The sequence below is a fragment of the Streptococcus mitis genome (assembly GCF_002096845.1).
Taxonomy (GTDB): Bacteria; Bacillota; Bacilli; order Lactobacillales; family Streptococcaceae; genus Streptococcus; species Streptococcus mitis_A.
In genome coordinates, this window is record NZ_NCVK01000006.1 from 17,112 (window position 1) to 34,839 (window position 17,728).

Here is a 17,728-nt window from a genome sequence, read left to right on the forward strand (position 1 = left end):
TCCTCCAACCAGTACTAGGTCTTTAGATGATATCTAAAGACTTAGGTGTACACCTAAACATTTTATCCACCGACAATAATAATATCCATAACCAACAAAAAATTAGGGAATTTTTTAAAATTTTCTTCATATTTAGACTTCCTTTCAGTTTTTATTTATTGTACAATAAATAAGAATCAATTACTTTTTTGTTGGGAAAACAGGAAAATTATGAAATCAAAACTTGGTATAACACTCAGAAAAATTCGAAAAGGAAAGCAAATCAGTTTATGTTCTGTTGCTGACGAGCATCTTTCTAAATCTCAAATATCTCGATTCGAACGTGGAGAATCAGAAATATCTTGTATTCGACTAATCAATATTTTAGATAAATTACATATAACTTTGGATGAATTTATTATTCTTCATGACAATAATTCTACTAAAACTGGATTATTCGCTAACTTGGTGCAATATATTCGAAAACACTATTCCACAAAAAATTTTGCTAGTATTATTGAATTACTATCAAACTCTTCAAGTTATAACTTGGGTCCTTATGAAAAGACAATGGTAAAATCGATTCTCTATACAACAAATAAAAATTTTCTCCCCTCGGACGAGGAGTTATTACAGCTAACAGATTATCTTTTTAAAGTTGAAAACTGGGGTTACTATGAAATTATCCTATTAGGTAACTGTGTAAGAACAATTAAATATAACTCTTACTTCCTATTAACTATAGAAATGTTAAAAAATTATATCTATTCAACATTAAATAAGACAAATAAACGGCTTGTTACACAATTGGCAATCAATTGCCTAATTGTTAGTATTGATAAAGAAGAATTTCAAAATTGTAGTTTTCTAATCAAAGAAATAAAAAAATTACTAAATAATGAATTAAACTATTATGAACAAACCGTCTTCTTATATACATGTGGATACTTTGAATTTAAGTGCAATTCTGCGAACGGAATCGAAAAGATGAAACAAGCACTTCAGGTATTTGAAATTCTAGGAGAACATAATATAAAAGCACAGTACCAAGAGCACTATGACAAATATATTAATCAATAGCATAAAGGTAGTTAATCTTTAACCACCATAGGATTAGTTCTTGTTATTCCAAAAGTATTTCTATACTAATTTTTTTATCAAAATCCTTATCATTCAGTACTTTTACAAACATTTCTAAATTTTTTATTAAGCTCATACTCATAGAGATAATGATCTAGCTCCTTTTGAAACGCTCTTATTTCTTCGCTTACTTGTTCTACTGTAATTGATTCTGGCAAATTTAATTTTGAAAAGTCATATCTTGCAAGCTTTCGACTGCTCACATCATCACTCTTCAAATTGATAAGCACTTCCGCCATCTTATTTAAGTTGGCGATTTTTTCATTAATTTGATTTAGTTTTATATCTATCTCTGCTATTTCTTTTACTAACTCATCTTTAATGTCTTGGTATTTCTTATCTGCTTCAGTTAATTCAATGAAGAGGTTAATCTCAGTAATCTTTTCCTGTAGACTCTTAACTGTAGGTCTTCTGTATGGTATTACTCGACTATCGTTGGTTAGCTGTCTTATCAATGTTCGTCCTTTGACATACTGATCCTTATCCGAATGTTCTTTGTTATAGACAAAGTATGAGGTTGTCTCACGTATAAAGATTTTATATTTTGTTTGATTCTCTTCTTCCAGAATATCTAATTGATAATTGGGAATGAAAATGAGACCACTCTGCTTAATACCAAAAGACACTTTGATATAAATGCCCTCATCAACTAGCTTCGCTATTTGGTTCTCTGCAAGTTCCACTTCAAATTCACGAACGGTATCTCGTTTTTCTTTAAATGTCTCAAAGGCTTCCTCAATCTCTTCAGTGGATACTTTATCCTTATCTCGTTCTTCTTGGAAAGCATGGTACTGTGCCTGTAAATTCTCTAATCCTTCTGAAGCAATGACTTCCTTATTTTTAAAATAATCTTGAAAAAATTTGACATCATATAATTTCTTATCACTTATTTTTTGATGACCCAAACTTATCTTTTGATTCTCTTCTTCCAGGATAAAAGTTACATTTTTTTGTTTTAAGTCAATGGTTAGATTCAATTCTTTTGCTTTTGTCATTAAATCTTCTAAAGAATTGACACGGTTCAACAAAAATTCTAAACGACTTTCAATCTCTTGCTTAGCAAAATGCGTTCTAAAAAATTCTTCATCATATAGATCTCGTTTGCTGAGTTGGCGTCCTCGAATTGGCTTTATCATCGTTCTATCTGTCATCAAAAAACGGCTATGCTTTTGACTAAAATCAATCTGAACATGCAACTGCTTTGCTTTCTCTAAAAAATCATCAAACGATTTAGATTGCTGCAGCAAAAAATAAAGACGTTGTTTCAATTCAAATTTATGACTAGATTCCCTATATTTTTTTATAATCTCGATAGGAATAACGTTTCTCAATAATTTTTGCACCAGCCACTTTAGAAATACGGTCTGAAATCATACGGAGGTTTCGTTCCAAGGCATAGTTCCATATCAACTTTTTATATGAATTGCGGTCAATAGCGTTGATTAGAATGTGATTATGAACATGATCTTTGTCTGTGTGAGTTGCTACGATAAACTTAAAACGACCTCCTGTCAATTCCATCATGGTCTCATAACCAATGCGGTTAATTTCTTCAGGTGTCAGATTATCTTCAGGAGAAAATGATTGAATGAGGTGATGAGCATGAATAGTTTGTTGGTGTTTTTCTTGTCGGTCGTTTCTGGATTCGTACAACTTGTCATTATTGCTGAAGTTGACATTGTACATCTCTACCATTTCTGCATGACTAGGGAAGTCCAAGTAATTGCTCATGCCAAAATCAGATACCAATTTCAAATTGTCCGTTTTATCAGGGTTGAGAATATACTTAATTAAACGCCTACGATATTTTTTTCCGTGCGTCGTAAAGTGTTTAGTAACTACCATGAAACTCCTTCAGTCTTTTCACCTCCACTTGAAAATCTTTCTCTACTCCAGTAATTAACTCACTAATTCCCTTACTCAATTCTTGTAATTGTTCCCGAGAAATCAAATGGCTCTGATTGATAGCGCGCGCAATTTGATTAATATTATTTCCAATCCGTCTCAATTCAAAAACTAACTGGTCATAGGTATCCGTGTTAATTGTGACAAAAGCCATATTGGGATTAAGCAAAACTTTTCTGGCATAGACTGAGAAATTTTGACAATTGCTCTTAGCAATCCGTTCATTCAATTGGTGTAATTCTGGATCAGTTAGAAATACTTTTTTGAGATTGGTACGATAGCGATAAACCATTACATCCTCCTAACCAATATATTTTTCACGGAACTCACGACTGAGAGGCTGCACTTGATTCACTTCTGCAATCAATTCTTGAACGCAAGTCAATAAGATTGAGACGTGCTCTTGAGTCACTTGATGATTTTCTCTTGCGACAACCAGAACTTCATACACATCTCGACTAATCTGTTCAAACTTTTGAGACTGCCAAAGGGAGAACCAACTTTCAAAAATTCTATCCTGATAATTCTTTTTCAATAAATTTTGACGAAGAAATTCTGAGAAACTATCCACTTTTTGTTCCCTCATCATTTCTTTTATCTGTTTTTCTTCTTGTCTCGTAATTCTAAATTGCTTTCGGATTGACTTAATTTCTTGTCCCATTCTGATATCCCTTCAACATTCTACTTGTCTGACAGTGTAAGTCTACCTCACATTGTCAGTACGCTTCCTAAAGACCTCACTTGCTTCTTGTTCGGTCTTTGCGAGCTCAGATATTGTGGACACAATATCCCAAAAATCATATCGCCAGCCGACCAAAAATTTTCAGTTTTGACAGCCAACGATACGATAACTTGGTGGCTTCGCCCCCAAACCCCCAGTGAAAAATCAAAGATTGATTTTCCTGAGTATGATAAAAGGATAACAAGAATAATTTGGAAAAATTATCACATCATTGAAAAGAGGATAAAAAAAGAGAGCTGAATGCTCTCAAGAAATATCCTTATCAGTGTAATTCACGCACATTCTGATAATCAATATCAACATGTGAATTTGAATTTGCAAACTTGTACCCCATAAATAAAGCGTTGTGGTCACTATACGTTGATAAAATAATTTGATACCTATCTACAATCCCGTGACGCAAAATCTCAATAAACGACAATACGTTCATTGCATCCATATCTTGAATTGGATCATCTATCATCAAGAAATTTAAATTGTCGGACAACTTGAACATCGTATTCAAAGATAAGGTAAATGCAAGTGATACAACAGCTAACTGACCCGTACTTAATTGATTCATTACATCATGGTCATTATTCGGATCTGATTTAAATCTAATAATTGCTGCTCTTTCATCGCTACTATCCGTTGCTTTTTTATAGGTTAAGAAAATTCCCAAACCTTGTTGATAATTTTGTAACATTTTTGCTGAGTATATGAAGAATGGAATGCGTAGCTGTTTAACAATGCCTATTTTGAACTTTTTCACCTCTTCTTCATATCTAGTATGAATTTCTTTTAACCGCTCTGCAGTTTTTTCCAATATTTCTATCTGACGAGATAATTCTTGGAGTTGTATATTTTGAACTAGTTTATGCTGTTTATCTAAGTAGAGTTTCTTCTCCTCTAAATCTTCAATACGAATATTCTCCAATTCTTCAACTTTATTTTGAAAATACACGGGGAAGATATTCTCAGTATCCACTATCATATTTTCATTGATTGCATAGCTAGTATCAATTGTTGAGTTAATATACATTTTTAATTCAGATAATAGGCTTTCAACCGTAGATTTACTTATCTTAGAATATGAATTTGGTTTAATTTGATATGTTTCTAACCGTAATTCAGGAAATTCTTTTATTAATTCGTCAAGTTGTCTCTCAATATTTTCTAGATTACTAATATCTAAAGAACTATAAAGTTCATCATCGGCTACCAGTTTAGATTGGAATTCTTGTAAATTAGACTGGTACTGTTGATTATATACATCAAATGTTAAACTATCTAGCCGATAAGATGATACATTTGTGTACGATTGAATAAAAGTTTTAAAACCATTAATATTGAGAGAATAGTTCTTATACTCATTACGTAATTCTTGTAACTTAGCTAATAGAATTTCATCTATATTCGTAGTAAGGCTATTTAATTCATCAGTAATTCTTTGTTTCATTTGCTGAATTAATGAACTTAGCAACAATTGTACCTCTTGCAATTTTTGACTCTCTCTAGATGAAATTTCAGATAGATAAGCTTCATAAGTATCATAAGCTTGTTTCAAGTCATTGAAAGAAGCAAACTGCTGACTACAGAATGGGCATTTATTTTCATCAACATGTTGATGCCTTAATTCATTAAACTTGTTACTTAAATCACTCCTAAGTTGACGTAAATCACTTAAGTTTTTATCTACTTGTCCAACACTTTCTCTTAGTGTCTGGTAGCTTGTAAATTGTGATTTAAGTGATTCAAAATCATTTGATAACCTATCATTTTGATCATACTGAAAAGACCGCACTGTCATCTGATTGATATCACTTGACAGATTCACCCAGTATTGATTTAATTGTTTTCTTCGCCTATATTCATGAGAGATAGTCTCAAAAGATTGAAGATAATTTTCTAAAAGTACGTATTCAAATAATCTCGGATTCTCTAATATGTATTTTTCCCACAGCCATTGATTATTTGGTCTTTGAACAAGTGGAAATAAAATAGAGGAATATAGAACACTATCCATAGTGTTGATTTCTCTCTTTCGGTTATCCTTTTTCAACTTTCTTTGATATTCAGTAATTGAAAAATTTTGTTTAAATTCGATAATCTTGTTAATGGTAATTTTAAAATCATCTAACTGATTAAGGTTATCTACAGAAAATGGACTCTCTTTATCAAATGGGAAAGTCCGATGTTTGAATAATCTTTTGGGAGCAATATTATCAAATTTTTGCTCAGTAAACTTTTCTTTTTGCTCAGTAAGAGTTCTTAATCTACTATTAATAGCCCTATGCACTTCATTAATTTTCTTTATCTTACCCTCGATTTCATCTGTTTTCACCAAAAACGAGAGATCATTGCTCCTATCTTTCTCAGATTTCTTTAGAAAAAACGTTGTCTCTTCTTGTTGGATATAGTTAAACAGATTGAAAATCTTAGCAATTTCATATTTCCCATTAACCTCTAAAAATTTATCAACTGTAGTCTGATTTATTTTAGACAATTTAATATCATTATCTATGCTACTAAAATTTTTATCAGTTACTTCTTCCTGCCGAAACAACTTAAATTGCTCGATAGATTTCTTTGGAGCAAATACCTTCCCACCTGTAGGACTATTATTTGTTAAAATTCGAATAATAGCTAACTGCTCACCATTTGATTTTTCTAACCATAATTTTATAATCACCGGTTTAGAACTATCATTTTGAAAGAAAGGTTTATTATACGTAATATTTTCGCCTGTTACTTGAATCATTTGAGTGATTCGAGAAATATTACCTGTCAAACCTAACTCTATTGCATCAAAAATAGTTGTCTTTCCAAATCCATTTGGCCCAACTAAAAACGTTATATTATCACTAAAATCAATAACCGTTTTATGTCTAAAATTTTTAAAATTATAAAGTAAAATCTTTTTGATTTTCACAATCCCAATCCTCCAAAATTTGTTGTAAACTACCTATAGTAGCAGTATCTTCAAGTTGTGAACCAATCTTATCACTATTAAACAGCTCTAAAATATGACTTACTTGTTGCTCCTTCTCAACTAATCCTTCTGCTTCTATTCTTAATTTTATTCTATCTTCAATTGTTTCAAAGTGAGCATCAGAATGAGGAAGAGAAATAAATGGTAATTTGATAATCAATTGCATAGCGATAAAATAAGCATCATTAAAAAACATGTCTTTCTCAAATTTATCGAATAAACTATCTTCATCTGAATTATCACCATTATCTTGAATATAATCAAATAAGTTTTGAATAGATGGTTCAAGTTTTCCGATACCTTCTTCGGTATAAAAGATGACATACTTCCTAAAATAATACTCATCCTCCTCTATCACTATAGCTACATTCTTAAGACTTTCGTATTCTTTTTTTAGATTCTCAACTTTCACAGCTACAAGTAAGGATGTATTCTTTTTGACTTTTTCATTATCTAATTTTTGAAACTCTGAAATCAACTTCTCTAATTTATCAGTTTTAAAAAAATCTTGAATTTCTCCCATCTCAAAATGTTCAATAAGAAAAAACTCATGCTCGTTACCAAATAACATCAAAGAAGGATGTTCAAGTAGATTGTATCTATTAGATTCCATAATACTAACTAAAAAATCATTCATATTGTTCTCCTATTAATTTCTCAACCGTTTTATCAATATCAATAAACTCAAGATGGTTTGAAAATAGACTATCCTTATCGAAAGGTCGTTGCCTATATGGTGACTCCAAAACATCATTTAATTGTCGCTGCTCAAATAATGGTGAGTTTATCCTACCGTTTACTAGATAATCTACGTCAAAACTCGCTGTTAGAAACGGCTTATTATTTCTAATACTTTGGACAAGTTTACCTACTTCGCCACTTTTATACTTTTTATTAATCAAACTTAGTCGATAACTTGACTGTGTTGAATCATAACGCAGATTAGGAATATCAAAAAAATCCTGATTAATCTCTTTATAAAATTCATAAAATATTTCTTCAAAAATATCTTCATCCAGCAATGCATCTATTGACTGTACTTCTTTCAAAGATTTTATACTTTTTTGAGGATGCAAGTCGATAATAAAATCTTCAAATTCCTTATGCGATAGATTTAAAATGGCATTGAATAAAGATGAGTCAGTGCTATCATCAAAATTTTTATTCCAATAAATTTCAAATAACCTTTTTACTCTACTAATTGCTTGTTTTTCCCGTTTTTCGGTAGAAATAACAATATCGTAAATCTCTGAAAATAAAATTACTGGATTTGCTCCTCCTCCAGCTTCATGTGCCTCTCTTATTTTTGTACACAGTAAATCTTTCAATTCAAATAAAGTTTCGTCAATATGGTCATCATCATCCCGGAGACTATGACAGATTTTCGTGAGTATAGTTTTTAATTCTACTTTACAAAAACTATCTATTTTAGAATTACTATCCTCATCACTCAATTTACAATACTTGTTACCATCAGGATATTCATATAGTTTAACAGCTCTTTCGTTTGGAACAAATTTAGGTTTATTTGGTAGTTCTTTAAATTTATCCTCTGGTAAATCAAATCCCTTTACTTCACAAATTGTGTGTAAATATCTTGAATCTTCATCAATACCATCAACATTAAATCCAGTCAACACATCCGCGTAATCATTTAGATTTTTCGAAGTTGTTTTCGCTTTAACTTGATGCCTTGAAATAACTTGTTCATTCCGAACGATGTCCACGTCTTCGCCATTTTCTTTTTCAAATTGAACAGAATAGCTACTATGATCCTCATCTTTTTTTAGCAAATCACATAGTTCTTTCAAAGCAAGAAAAATACCAACCTGTCCTTGATGATTATAGCCACTCCAACTGGATGTTGCATTATTCTTTTTACCTGCCACCTTCAACAATCTCCTCTTAAATATTAATTCATTAAACCGTTGAGGTTATCATTTTCTAACTCTCTTAAATTATCAACCAAGTTCAACGATACCATCATGGTATTCCTCGGAGTTTCTTTTTGCCTAACTTAAATCTATAATGAGCTCTTCGTAGCGAACTAGAATGCTTAAATAGGACAAATCAATTTTTTACTTCAACTTGCTTGTTAATAAATTTTCTAGCTTGTTCAAAGTCAGACGTAATATAGAAACCAGGTCCAAAATCTAGCTCACTCCCTAAATTAAATTGAACATCGATTCCTTTTTTTAAGGATTCTAAATGTCGGAACAATGTCGCATGAAAGCACTGCGTCTGACCTAGTTGCTTTATCCTGCTTGGTAGTCAACTCCAAAATATTTACTTCCTTATCTAGTCTATACTAAAAGTATAACACAAGACTTTATTCAAGTAAAAGAAATTTTTATAAAACGATTCACTTCCTTCCATCTTTCCTAAATCTCTCTAAATTCTTCTCCAATTGTTCCTTATGAAGTTGATTCTTAGCTTCCTTTAATGTGTCGTCCAAAGTTTCTTCCCTATAAGTTGATTCTGTTTTTAGTTGTTCTGATTCTTGATCTGGAGTGAAAATGATATCTAGCAGTCGGTCTATTTTTTCAAGATCTTGGACGGGCATACCAGACAGTCGATGAATCAACTTCTTAAATACATCACTATTGTCTTGATTTTTCTTAAAAAATGTTGTAAACATCTATAACCTCTCAAAAAAAGCAGCCTATCAGGACTGCTTAGTGTAATTCGGAAATCGCATCATAAATGGACTGCAATTTCTTATTGTCTTTATTCTTTGTGTCGATCAACGTATGTAGCTCTTCAATTTTCTTTTGACTACTTTGAATATCGCTATTGTTATCTGCAATCAGTCTTTTAAGATGTTGCTGATAACTTGTAGTAATATCTGTCTCTTTTCCTGTTCTAACCTCTGTAACTTTGGGTTTAGAACTAGAATTTGATTCCGTCACAGGTGCTTGTTTGCGCTTTTGAAAAGCTGCTTCATAATTTACATCATTACCTCCTTGATGATTTCCAAATAAGGCCGCAATTTTATCTGGATCTTCTTGATTTTCTGATTTGCTTTCTAATGGTTGATTAAAATTCCAATCTTTTGTCATTCACTCATTTCATCCTTTCTAAATTCAGAATCATCGAATTGTCTTTCTTTGCCAAATGCATGGTCAAGAGCTTCTTCAAAACTCATGTGACTAATGCTTTGACGCCTTTTGAACGTCGCAAACATCGCTGTCTCCAGTTGCTCTTTATAAGCAGCTAGTTTTTCTGTCTCTCTTGCTACCTTACTTTCTTGCCTAGTGACCTTTTCTTCTAAGCGTTCAATAATGGTCATATACGATCCTCCTTCATTCTAATATTAGCTAAAACATCTTGATTTTGTTATCACAATTCTAAACATTGAGAGGTTTGTCTTACTGGTGGATTTACAAATGTCTCTTTTGCATTCTCGATCATCAATTGTAAATCTGATTTCTTTTCTCGAAGAATATCGTTCCAGTCTACTTTTTCTTTCCCAGATTCATTATTAGGTAAATCCAGTAAAACAGGAAATCCTGATTGAGATAACTTATCAGAAAAATCTTTTCCTGCATCATCACAATCTACCGCAAGTGTCAATAAATCAGGATGATTATCGAAATAGGTGGTGGTATCACGAATTGTATTCATCAAAGGCAATAACTTTGAAGGTATTACTGTATCTAAAAATTCCAACTTCTGATTTTCTTCAGCTATCAGTCGTAAAGTTTGATAAGCAACAACAGACCTTTTTAATCCTTCCATAGATACCAAACGAACATCTGTTAGATTTTGTTGATGCAGTTCGTAATAGCTCATTAAGTCGACGAACGATTCACAAAAGACCAGTCTATTTGGTTTACCAATATCAAAAGATATTCCAATATGTCCATGGCTTCCTTTTAGAATCGTTTTCAGCCTCTCTCTAGGAAGAGAGTAATTCTTATAAATCCCTTGTAAGCTTGCTGCCTGCAGTTTGTGACGATGATCAAAACTTTTAAAAACAATAACAGGTTCAACAGTTTCATTTGTTTTCCAACTGGCTTGTGCTATCAAACCTTGTTGAATCATCTTTTGTACGATTTCTTCTGAGATTTCTCTACATTCTGTTAAATAATATCTAGCCAGACTACAGCTAGAATCTTCTACTCTCTTTAAAGGATAATAAAATGGTCTATCTCTATTTTCTTGAACAGCTTCTTTTTGAAAAGGTTCTTCAGAAAGAAAAGTTAGAGCTTCTTTAAAGGAAGTTCCCTTAACAAGTCGAACAAAATCAATGACATCACCTTGAATATCTCTTGAAAACCATTTAAAAGTATTGGTATTCGAAAAAATTCGGAATGAATCGTGTTCAGGATGTTCATAGACACTGCTAGAAACTTGTTTAAAGGAGATACCCAAACGACTTGCTACATCAAGAATTGAAATTTGCTTACATTCTTCTATTTCCATGCAATATCATCATTTTGTCGTAGTATTTGGCAGTGATGGTATTGATGATGATTCTTCTAGAGTTTTGGGAGTGGCCTTATCTAAATCATCTAACCCAGATTTCCAAACCTGTACTTGATTGACCAATAACTTACCAGGTAGTTTAGAATAGGACAATTTAACCGTTCTGGTTTCTGTCTGATTGGTCTTTGATTGGTTGGCATTCTTTAAATCGGATACATAGGTTACATTATAAGAGACCATGGCAATGGCTTGATTCGTAGTCTGATTGACAAAGATATCAGCTTTTTCAAAATGATAATCTAAAATATAATCCTTATACACTTGGTTCATGGCATCATTTTGACTTGACAATTCTTGAGAATAAGCCGATTCAGTCATATAAGGTTGAATACGTGTATTATTTTCCCCTAGCTTTTCTTTCGTATAGTACTGAGTCAAAAATTCTTTTACTGTATCCGATGACAAAATGCTGGTTTTATCTTCTGCTTGTTTATCCTCTACAAGTTTAGCTGCAGCCAATTCAATCTCTTTACGACTTTGTTTAGCAGTAGAATGTTGACCAACAGTATATCCCATCATGAGAATAAAGCTAGTTGCAGCCACTGCTCCAACACTAATTAAGGCTTTAGTTTTGACTTTATTTAGCATCTTAGACCTTCTTTCTATAAAAACTAGGTCAAGAATAACAAAAAGAACTTGTAAGTTTTATCACACCACAACGAAAGGTGATTCCTACATTTAAGAAGCAAAATCGTACAGTTCAGAGAAAAATATCAAAACTAGCTGTCTTCAGCTTATGATATAAATATGAACAAATTAAAAGAAGAAAATTTGAGAAGAGCTCTTTCTCATATTGAACGACATAGACAAGCCATAAATACAGGTAATAATAGTGAGGATAATGATTTTCATAAATTATTACTCCAATTTAGCTATGAAGTATATGAAAGAATCAAGGCAAATAAAAAACCTTATCCGAATTTAGATTCAGATAAAGTCTTTTGACTATCTAAAAAGTTCACATTTTTTTCTTATTTATGAAGTTAATGAAGCGCCAACTAAATCCTAGAACCAACATCAGATTGATGAAAAGGTACACAGCCGTAAAACTAGTTAAACCATGTTGTCTGATATCATCAAAATATAAAGTAGGTTCAGTAAAGAACAAATAAATTCCATAGACCTCCACGAAAATAAGAAAACTGATAAAACCCATAAGGAAAAGTCCACTGGCAATAAGAAAGAGTCTCCATAAAAGAATGAGAATTCCTCCTACTGCTATAAAAATTACCGGGATAAGGAGTAAATCATTCATGACTTGTTCCTTCCTAATTAATCAACTGACGGTAATGGGTGGCAAGAGAGGAATCAAATTCCTCTAGCTTTTGAACTAAGTCCAAATACTCCTCTTTCTCATGATCTTCAAAGTCCACACCTCGGTGATTCTGAAGAGCGATTTCCAATTGACTAGTGAGTTCTCGTTTGGAAAAGCTGTAATCGCCTGTCACTTCCTCATAATGTTCCTTTAGCTCCTTGTAGGCTTGGTATTCTTCAGGTGTTTGAAATCCCTGTACCAAAGCCTCTTCTAATTGATAATAGGTATCTTCCATCATAATCGTTACCTCGTTTCTTTCTATCTTTATTTTACCGCGCTTTTCTTTTCTTGTCCGCTATTTGTATCTATTTTTTAATCCAATTCAAAAGAAAGTTGCTCCTGCTTTTCTTTTCCTTTTTCGTGGAATTGTCGTAAGGCCTGATCAATAATATCTAAATCCGTTTCTGTTTCAATCAATGGCGCGAGTACATCGTATTCGGCCTTTTTAGTTTGATAATCCTCTTCCTTTGGAAAATTTTTCTCAATTTCTACCTTAGCAGTAATCCATTTATCCTTTAGTTCATCCAATAAGTTCTGAGTTTTCACTTGGTCATCTTTAATGTGGTCTATCGTATGTTGGAGTCTTTGAATTGTCCCCAAAGGAGAATACAAATCTAAACTGACAGAATACTGATTTTCTCCTACAATCTTAACAGAGAAAGTTTCAGGAAGAGGTTGATTTGTTGGAAGACTAAGCATTTTAATGTCAAATCCTCGATAACTTGCTAGGGTTCGGAATTCTTTGCTGTCAGCTTGATTATGACGGATAAGACGATGTAGGGATTCCCCTGCTTCAGCTCGTTGATCAAAAGCTTGCTTGCCAACTGTCATAGAAAATGCCTGGTCTTTCGACATTTCAGACTGTTGAATGTCGCCTTCATACTTGCTTAATCGTTTCTCAAGAATGGGCATATTTTCTTCACAGTAAGAGATTGTATGACGATAGTGATCCTTGCTACGTTGGAAGGCGCGTCTCTGATTTTCTAATAGGGTTAGATCATTCTCTAGTTCCATCTTATATTTGAGATAAGGATTACCTGTTGCTAGTGCCTTAAAATCAGAAGCTGTCATAGTCTGTTCATCAATGTCTTCTGCAGCACGAATCGGCTCCTTAGAAGTCATAATCTGCTTAATATAGCGGAGTTTGTTCTCCTGAGTTGCCCATAGATAATTATCAAACGAACCTTTGGTAATATAGTGGTAAATATCTACTTCCTTGTTTTCATTTCCCTGTCGGATAATCCGTCCATTGCGTTGCTGGATGTCACTTGGTCTCCACGGTACATCCAGGTGATGGACTGCTTTCATCTTGCTCTGAACATTTAAACCTGTTCCTCCTTTTTCAGTTGAGGCAAGGAGAATCCGTACTTCTCCTGCATTGACCTTTCGAGACAAACTATTCTTCTTTTCATCACTATTGGCATCATGTACAAAGGCAATTTCCTTACTAGGGATTCCTCTATCAACTAATAAAGCCTTTATTTCAGAATAGACATCAAAGCCATTATCCTTTTTCTTAGGTGTGCCAATATCTGAAAAAATCATCTGAGTAGCCTTATTTTCCATTCCCTCACGATAAATTCTCTCAACATTATCCACTACCTGAAGCAGTTTATGATTGTCTGCTAGACTATAGCTAGAGTCCAATAAACGCATATCAATAGCTAGTTTCCGTGCCTCGCCCGTTATCTTTAACATGTTATCCTGGCTCGGATCAACTGTTCCACATTTGACCGCATCTGAACGCATAACCAATTCTTCTAAATAGAGTTTCTGGTTTTCGGTTAACTCACTCTCAATAGGGATAATATGAGCTTCTGGAACAGGTAAATCCAACATATCTTGTGTTTGAATGTCAGCTGTTTCTTTATAGATTTTCATCAACTCAGGTAGATTGACAAATTTTTTAAAACGTTTCTTCGGTTGGTACTTATCCCCTGTAGGAGCTAATTCCATAGAGTTTTGAATTTCTCCAAAAGCACCTACCCAAGAGTCAAAATAATCAACTTGATAGCGTTTTAAGATATCTGGTTGAATATAGTTCATCATAGTGTATAACTCACTAATAGAATTGGAAACGGGTGTTCCTGTCGCAAAGACAATATTCTTAAAATCATGTTCTTCCTGAATCTGTCGAACCTTCATTTCCATATCCACATTCTTCTTAGAAGTTGTATTGGTAATCCCTGCTACATTTCCCAGTCCAGTAATCGGACGAATATTTTTAAAGTGATGTGCTTCATCCACAAAAAGAAAATCAATTCCTAGGTTTTCAAAATCAATAAAGCTATCACGATTGAAGCGTTGCAGTTCTTCCAATTGTCTCTCTAAACCACTAATTGATTGTTCCGCTTCTTTAACGGTATACTTATTTTCAGAATGTGTTTTAATCTCTCGTAGTTCATTGAGTTTATCCTCGATATAATTCATCTGTCTTTCTTTACTGACAGGGATTTTTTCAAATTGAGAATCCCCAATGACAATGGCATCGTAATCTCCTGTAATAATACGAGAAACAAATTGTTTTCTTCTCGCCTTCACAAAATCTTTCTTAGTAGTCACAAAGACCTTTTTAGTAGGGAAAAATTTCATGATTTCTTGGCCAAATTGAGCAGACAAACTAGAGGGGACTACATACAAGGGCTTATGAACCATCCCCAACTCCTTTAATTTAAACCCAGCACCAAGCATGGTCAAGGTCTTTCCTGAACCTACCTCATGAGCTAATAAGGCTCTTTTTTCTTCTACGATTCTTTGAATGGCATTCTCTTGATGAGGACGAAGACTGATGTTTTGTGCCAAGCCATCAATGACTAGATGACTACCGTCATACTCTCGACTAACCGTTCGATTATAAAGACGATTATAACTTTCTTCAATGACTTGTTGGACTTCTGGATACCGTGAGACAAAGTCTTGAAAGAGTTCTTGTAAATGTTGCTCTTTTGCTCTTAAAACAGAGGTTTTTTCCAAATCTGTAATGGTCTTTTTCTTTTCTCCTTCCGTAACCGTCATGGTAATCGTCGGTTGGTTCGAATTAAGTAAATTCTCAAAAATCTTTCTTCCTGTATCATAACGTGAGCCACCGACTCCAAGACTACTATCTTTGGCACTTGGATAGCGATAAGCAAATGACGTCCTTAAATGAACCTGTCCATCAACAGGATTCACTTCAATGACCTGTGCAACCTCTGACGAAGACAATTCAAATTCACGATTGGTAAAACATTCAAAGGCAAATTTACCATAAACGGATTGAGGAATCCAACGTGAACCGATTTTAAACTCAATATCTGCCAGATGAATCCGTGGAGGGCGAACTGATTCTAATAAATCTAAAGCATGGTTCCAATCACATTCTTGATTGTTTTCCTCCACTTTATCTACTTTAAATAAGGAATGAACTTCCACATTTTCTTCTACATTGCCAATATTATCTAAAGGTAAGACTGCTTCCTCTACTTGCTTAGACTTTTCTCTTATAGCCTTTACTTCATCAAAATGAGTAATAATCTTCAGCTTTTGTGTCAGTGGGAGTTGTGTGTAGTTTTCTTCATGATGGACAAGATCCGTAACGGTATCTAAAGTAGCCATCAATTCTGAACCCAAATAGGCTAGAACATCTCCTTCTTTTTCTTCAAAATGAATCTCAAGAACTTCTTTTTTTAGTTCTTTGGAATCAACCATTAGAAGAAACTCCTCTATATCTCTACTAATGCGGTCAGATAGATTATTCGCAACCCGATAGACATTGACTAAATTGACATCCTGTTTCTGATGACATACAAGCTCACTTAATGGTTCTAACTTCTCTTTTTCAGATTGGGTATAAAATCGAGTGGAAAGATTATAGGTTGCGACTTCTAGCACCAAGTTTTTCTCAAAATTACTTAATTGAGATAATTTACTTAGACCTGCTTGTCCAAAATTTCTTGTGTAACTTTCTAAATCTTGGTCATTGTTTTCAGAACTAGCCTCTAGGAAAGAAATAATATCTTGATGAAACGAATAGACATGAGGTATCTCTTCTATCTTGCCATCTTCAGTCAAAAAAATCTCTACCAAGTCCTGCCATTTCTCATCAAAATGTTGCGCTTGATAACGAAGAAATAGGGCCATTTTCTCTCTATCTTTTGGAATTGTTCCACGAAACATAGCCAATAATTGCATTACTTCCATACTCGCTCCTTTCATCTATACGAAAATAGGAGAATCACATGATTCCCCTACAACTCTATCTCCATTTCAACCTCTTGAGGACTGGTTTCTAAATCACTAGACAAAAGAGAAACGGCATCTGTTCTCATGTAGTAAGTATATAAATCTTCAAGGTCTTGTTGGTTTTCAATCCCTGTTTCAATACTAATCAGAGCCTGTATAAATTCCTTGTAGTGACTCTCCATCATATCTGAAATCTTTTGTTTCATTTCCATAAATACTGATGACGGTTCAGTTATACTTATTTGGTCTATGTCTTGAAAATCCTTTTCTAAGGGATTGGTTCCTAGCGCCAATTCTTGAGCATCAGTTAATCCATCTTGATCCGAATCACGTTGATAAATGGCTTCCATATACTTCCTTCTTTCCTAGTTAATCTTTTTTCACTCCAATCCTACCAAATATTCCTTGAAAGAAGTATCACAACAATTTTCTAAGTTCTCTTAATATCGAAAAAGCCCCCAGAAGAATATCACTTCTGAGAACTTTCTCATTAGTCTTAATGTGGAATAATTCTTGAAGTTGAGTTAATCCATCACTAATAACTAGTTTTTTATATTTTTCTTTCTCTTATTTGAGATTATTCCAAAATGAGCCGTTGCTAAAGCAATAATACCTGCCAACTCAAAACCATAACTATATTCACTACTTGTATTTGGTAAATAACCCTTAGTTCTTATGGTTGTTTCTTTTGACGAAAGAGGTTCAGAAGACGATTGATTCATCACTACTGGCTCTAACTTAGTATTTATCACAATAGAACTCTCTGGATGCTCTTTCGTAATATTATTACGTTCGATTCTATTAACCTCAATTGGTGCAACATCCGGAACGTGAGATACCTGTTTTGTTCCTCGATAAACCTTCTTAGATTGCGGTTCAATACGTGATAATTCTCTTTCTGTACTTGATTGCAATTCACCATTTACATAAACGTCTGTGATTTCTACTAAAACTTTTCCGTTTATTG

At 33.3% G+C, this 17,728-nt stretch carries 17 protein-coding genes and 1 pseudogene; 2 read left to right on the forward strand and 16 right to left on the reverse strand.

The features are described 5' to 3' along the window. Positions 1-210 precede the first annotated feature (210 nt). Positions 211-1,059, forward strand: a complete 849-nt coding sequence (locus B7695_RS01860) for a helix-turn-helix domain-containing protein (protein ID WP_084889483.1) — start codon at positions 211-213, stop codon at positions 1,057-1,059. A 43-nt stretch (positions 1,060-1,102) separates the two neighbouring features. Here the strand turns inward: B7695_RS01860 and B7695_RS01865 are convergent. The 11 genes and pseudogenes from B7695_RS01865 to B7695_RS01920 form a co-directional block, all read right to left on the reverse strand. After that, positions 1,103-2,964: pseudogene (locus tag B7695_RS01865) on the reverse strand (SAG1250 family conjugative relaxase). Next, positions 2,951-3,316 (reverse strand): plasmid mobilization relaxosome protein MobC, encoded by a 366-nt coding sequence (mobC, locus tag B7695_RS01870; RefSeq protein WP_084889484.1) that lies wholly within the window; start codon positions 3,314-3,316, stop codon positions 2,951-2,953. Before mobC ends, B7695_RS01865 begins: the two are co-directional and overlap by 14 nt. Positions 3,317-3,325: 9 nt before the next feature. After that, positions 3,326-3,685, reverse strand: a complete 360-nt coding sequence (locus B7695_RS01875) for an SAG1252 family conjugative relaxosome accessory protein (protein WP_084889485.1) — start codon at positions 3,683-3,685, stop codon at positions 3,326-3,328. Positions 3,686-4,028: 343 nt separating this feature from the next. Beyond that, complete coding sequence (locus B7695_RS01880; RefSeq protein WP_004260384.1) at positions 4,029-6,677, reverse strand: AAA family ATPase; 2,649 nt, start codon at positions 6,675-6,677, stop codon at positions 4,029-4,031. Next, positions 6,649-7,374: an ABC-three component system middle component 1 gene (locus tag B7695_RS01885; RefSeq protein ID WP_004260388.1), complete on the reverse strand. Its 726-nt coding sequence runs from the start codon at positions 7,372-7,374 to the stop codon at positions 6,649-6,651. Before B7695_RS01885 ends, B7695_RS01880 begins: the two co-directional genes overlap by 29 nt. Continuing rightward, positions 7,367-8,626 carry an ABC-three component system protein gene (locus tag B7695_RS01890; RefSeq protein ID WP_084889486.1) on the reverse strand — a complete coding sequence of 420 codons (1,260 nt, stop codon included), beginning with the start codon at positions 8,624-8,626 and terminating at the stop codon, positions 7,367-7,369. The genes B7695_RS01885 and B7695_RS01890 overlap by 8 nt, the downstream gene beginning before the upstream one ends. Positions 8,627-9,099: 473 nt before the next feature. Next, positions 9,100-9,375, reverse strand: coding sequence for a hypothetical protein (locus tag B7695_RS01900; RefSeq protein WP_084889487.1), 276 nt, complete (start codon positions 9,373-9,375; stop codon positions 9,100-9,102). 37 nt (positions 9,376-9,412) lie between these two features. Beyond that, the gene (locus B7695_RS01905; RefSeq protein ID WP_002933294.1) at positions 9,413-9,796 is read right to left on the reverse strand and encodes a DUF5945 family protein; all 384 of its coding nucleotides are present in this window, start codon (positions 9,794-9,796) and stop codon (positions 9,413-9,415) included. Then, on the reverse strand, positions 9,793-10,026 hold the full coding sequence (locus B7695_RS01910) for a DUF5965 family protein (protein WP_000152419.1): 234 nt from the start codon (positions 10,024-10,026) through the stop codon (positions 9,793-9,795). The genes B7695_RS01905 and B7695_RS01910 overlap by 4 nt, the downstream gene beginning before the upstream one ends. Before the next feature lie 50 nt (positions 10,027-10,076). Next, complete coding sequence (locus B7695_RS01915) at positions 10,077-11,162, reverse strand: thioredoxin domain-containing protein (RefSeq protein WP_084889488.1); 1,086 nt, start codon at positions 11,160-11,162, stop codon at positions 10,077-10,079. A gap of 9 nt (positions 11,163-11,171) precedes the next feature. Next, complete coding sequence (locus B7695_RS01920) at positions 11,172-11,813, reverse strand: peptidylprolyl isomerase (RefSeq protein ID WP_084889489.1); 642 nt, start codon at positions 11,811-11,813, stop codon at positions 11,172-11,174. Between the two features lie 159 nt (positions 11,814-11,972). Here B7695_RS01920 and B7695_RS01925 point away from each other — a divergent pair, with 159 nt between their 5' ends. Next, a complete protein-coding gene (locus tag B7695_RS01925; protein ID WP_004246112.1) occupies positions 11,973-12,170 on the forward strand; it encodes a hypothetical protein in 198 nt (65 codons plus the stop codon). A gap of 13 nt (positions 12,171-12,183) precedes the next feature. Here the strand turns inward: B7695_RS01925 and B7695_RS11330 are convergent, their stop codons facing one another. The 5 genes from B7695_RS11330 to B7695_RS11050 all read right to left on the reverse strand — a co-directional run. Then, positions 12,184-12,480 carry a DUF5966 family protein gene (locus B7695_RS11330; protein ID WP_084889490.1) on the reverse strand — a complete coding sequence of 99 codons (297 nt, stop codon included), beginning with the start codon at positions 12,478-12,480 and terminating at the stop codon, positions 12,184-12,186. 13 nt (positions 12,481-12,493) lie between these two features. Beyond that, complete coding sequence (locus B7695_RS01935) at positions 12,494-12,778, reverse strand: DUF5962 family protein (protein WP_084889491.1); 285 nt, start codon at positions 12,776-12,778, stop codon at positions 12,494-12,496. Between the two features lie 74 nt (positions 12,779-12,852). Then, positions 12,853-16,719, reverse strand: coding sequence for an SNF2-related protein (locus tag B7695_RS01940; protein ID WP_192855708.1), 3,867 nt, complete (start codon positions 16,717-16,719; stop codon positions 12,853-12,855). 47 nt (positions 16,720-16,766) lie between these two features. Further along, positions 16,767-17,111 carry a thrombospondin type 3 repeat-containing protein gene (locus tag B7695_RS01945; RefSeq protein WP_084889493.1) on the reverse strand — a complete coding sequence of 115 codons (345 nt, stop codon included), beginning with the start codon at positions 17,109-17,111 and terminating at the stop codon, positions 16,767-16,769. 192 nt (positions 17,112-17,303) lie between these two features. Next, on the reverse strand, positions 17,304-17,728 hold a 425-nt coding region (locus B7695_RS11050), incomplete at its 5' end, for an LPXTG cell wall anchor domain-containing protein (protein ID WP_158086395.1).

Coding starts and splice junctions, on each gene's coding strand:
- B7695_RS01860 (WP_084889483.1), top strand. CDS start 211: ATGAAATCAAAACTTGGTATAACACTCAGAAAAATTCGAAAAGGAAAG.
- mobC (WP_084889484.1), bottom strand. CDS start 3,316: ATGGTTTATCGCTATCGTACCAATCTCAAAAAAGTATTTCTAACTGAT.
- B7695_RS01875 (WP_084889485.1), bottom strand. CDS start 3,685: ATGGGACAAGAAATTAAGTCAATCCGAAAGCAATTTAGAATTACGAGA.
- B7695_RS01885 (WP_004260388.1), bottom strand. CDS start 7,374: ATGAATGATTTTTTAGTTAGTATTATGGAATCTAATAGATACAATCTA.
- B7695_RS01900 (WP_084889487.1), bottom strand. CDS start 9,375: ATGTTTACAACATTTTTTAAGAAAAATCAAGACAATAGTGATGTATTT.
- B7695_RS01905 (WP_002933294.1), bottom strand. CDS start 9,796: ATGACAAAAGATTGGAATTTTAATCAACCATTAGAAAGCAAATCAGAA.
- B7695_RS01910 (WP_000152419.1), bottom strand. CDS start 10,026: ATGACCATTATTGAACGCTTAGAAGAAAAGGTCACTAGGCAAGAAAGT.
- B7695_RS01915 (WP_084889488.1), bottom strand. CDS start 11,162: ATGGAAATAGAAGAATGTAAGCAAATTTCAATTCTTGATGTAGCAAGT.
- B7695_RS01920 (WP_084889489.1), bottom strand. CDS start 11,813: ATGCTAAATAAAGTCAAAACTAAAGCCTTAATTAGTGTTGGAGCAGTG.
- B7695_RS01925 (WP_004246112.1), top strand. CDS start 11,973: ATGAACAAATTAAAAGAAGAAAATTTGAGAAGAGCTCTTTCTCATATT.
- B7695_RS11330 (WP_084889490.1), bottom strand. CDS start 12,480: ATGAATGATTTACTCCTTATCCCGGTAATTTTTATAGCAGTAGGAGGA.
- B7695_RS01935 (WP_084889491.1), bottom strand. CDS start 12,778: ATGATGGAAGATACCTATTATCAATTAGAAGAGGCTTTGGTACAGGGA.
- B7695_RS01940 (WP_192855708.1), bottom strand. CDS start 16,719: ATGGAAGTAATGCAATTATTGGCTATGTTTCGTGGAACAATTCCAAAA.
- B7695_RS01945 (WP_084889493.1), bottom strand. CDS start 17,111: ATGGAAGCCATTTATCAACGTGATTCGGATCAAGATGGATTAACTGAT.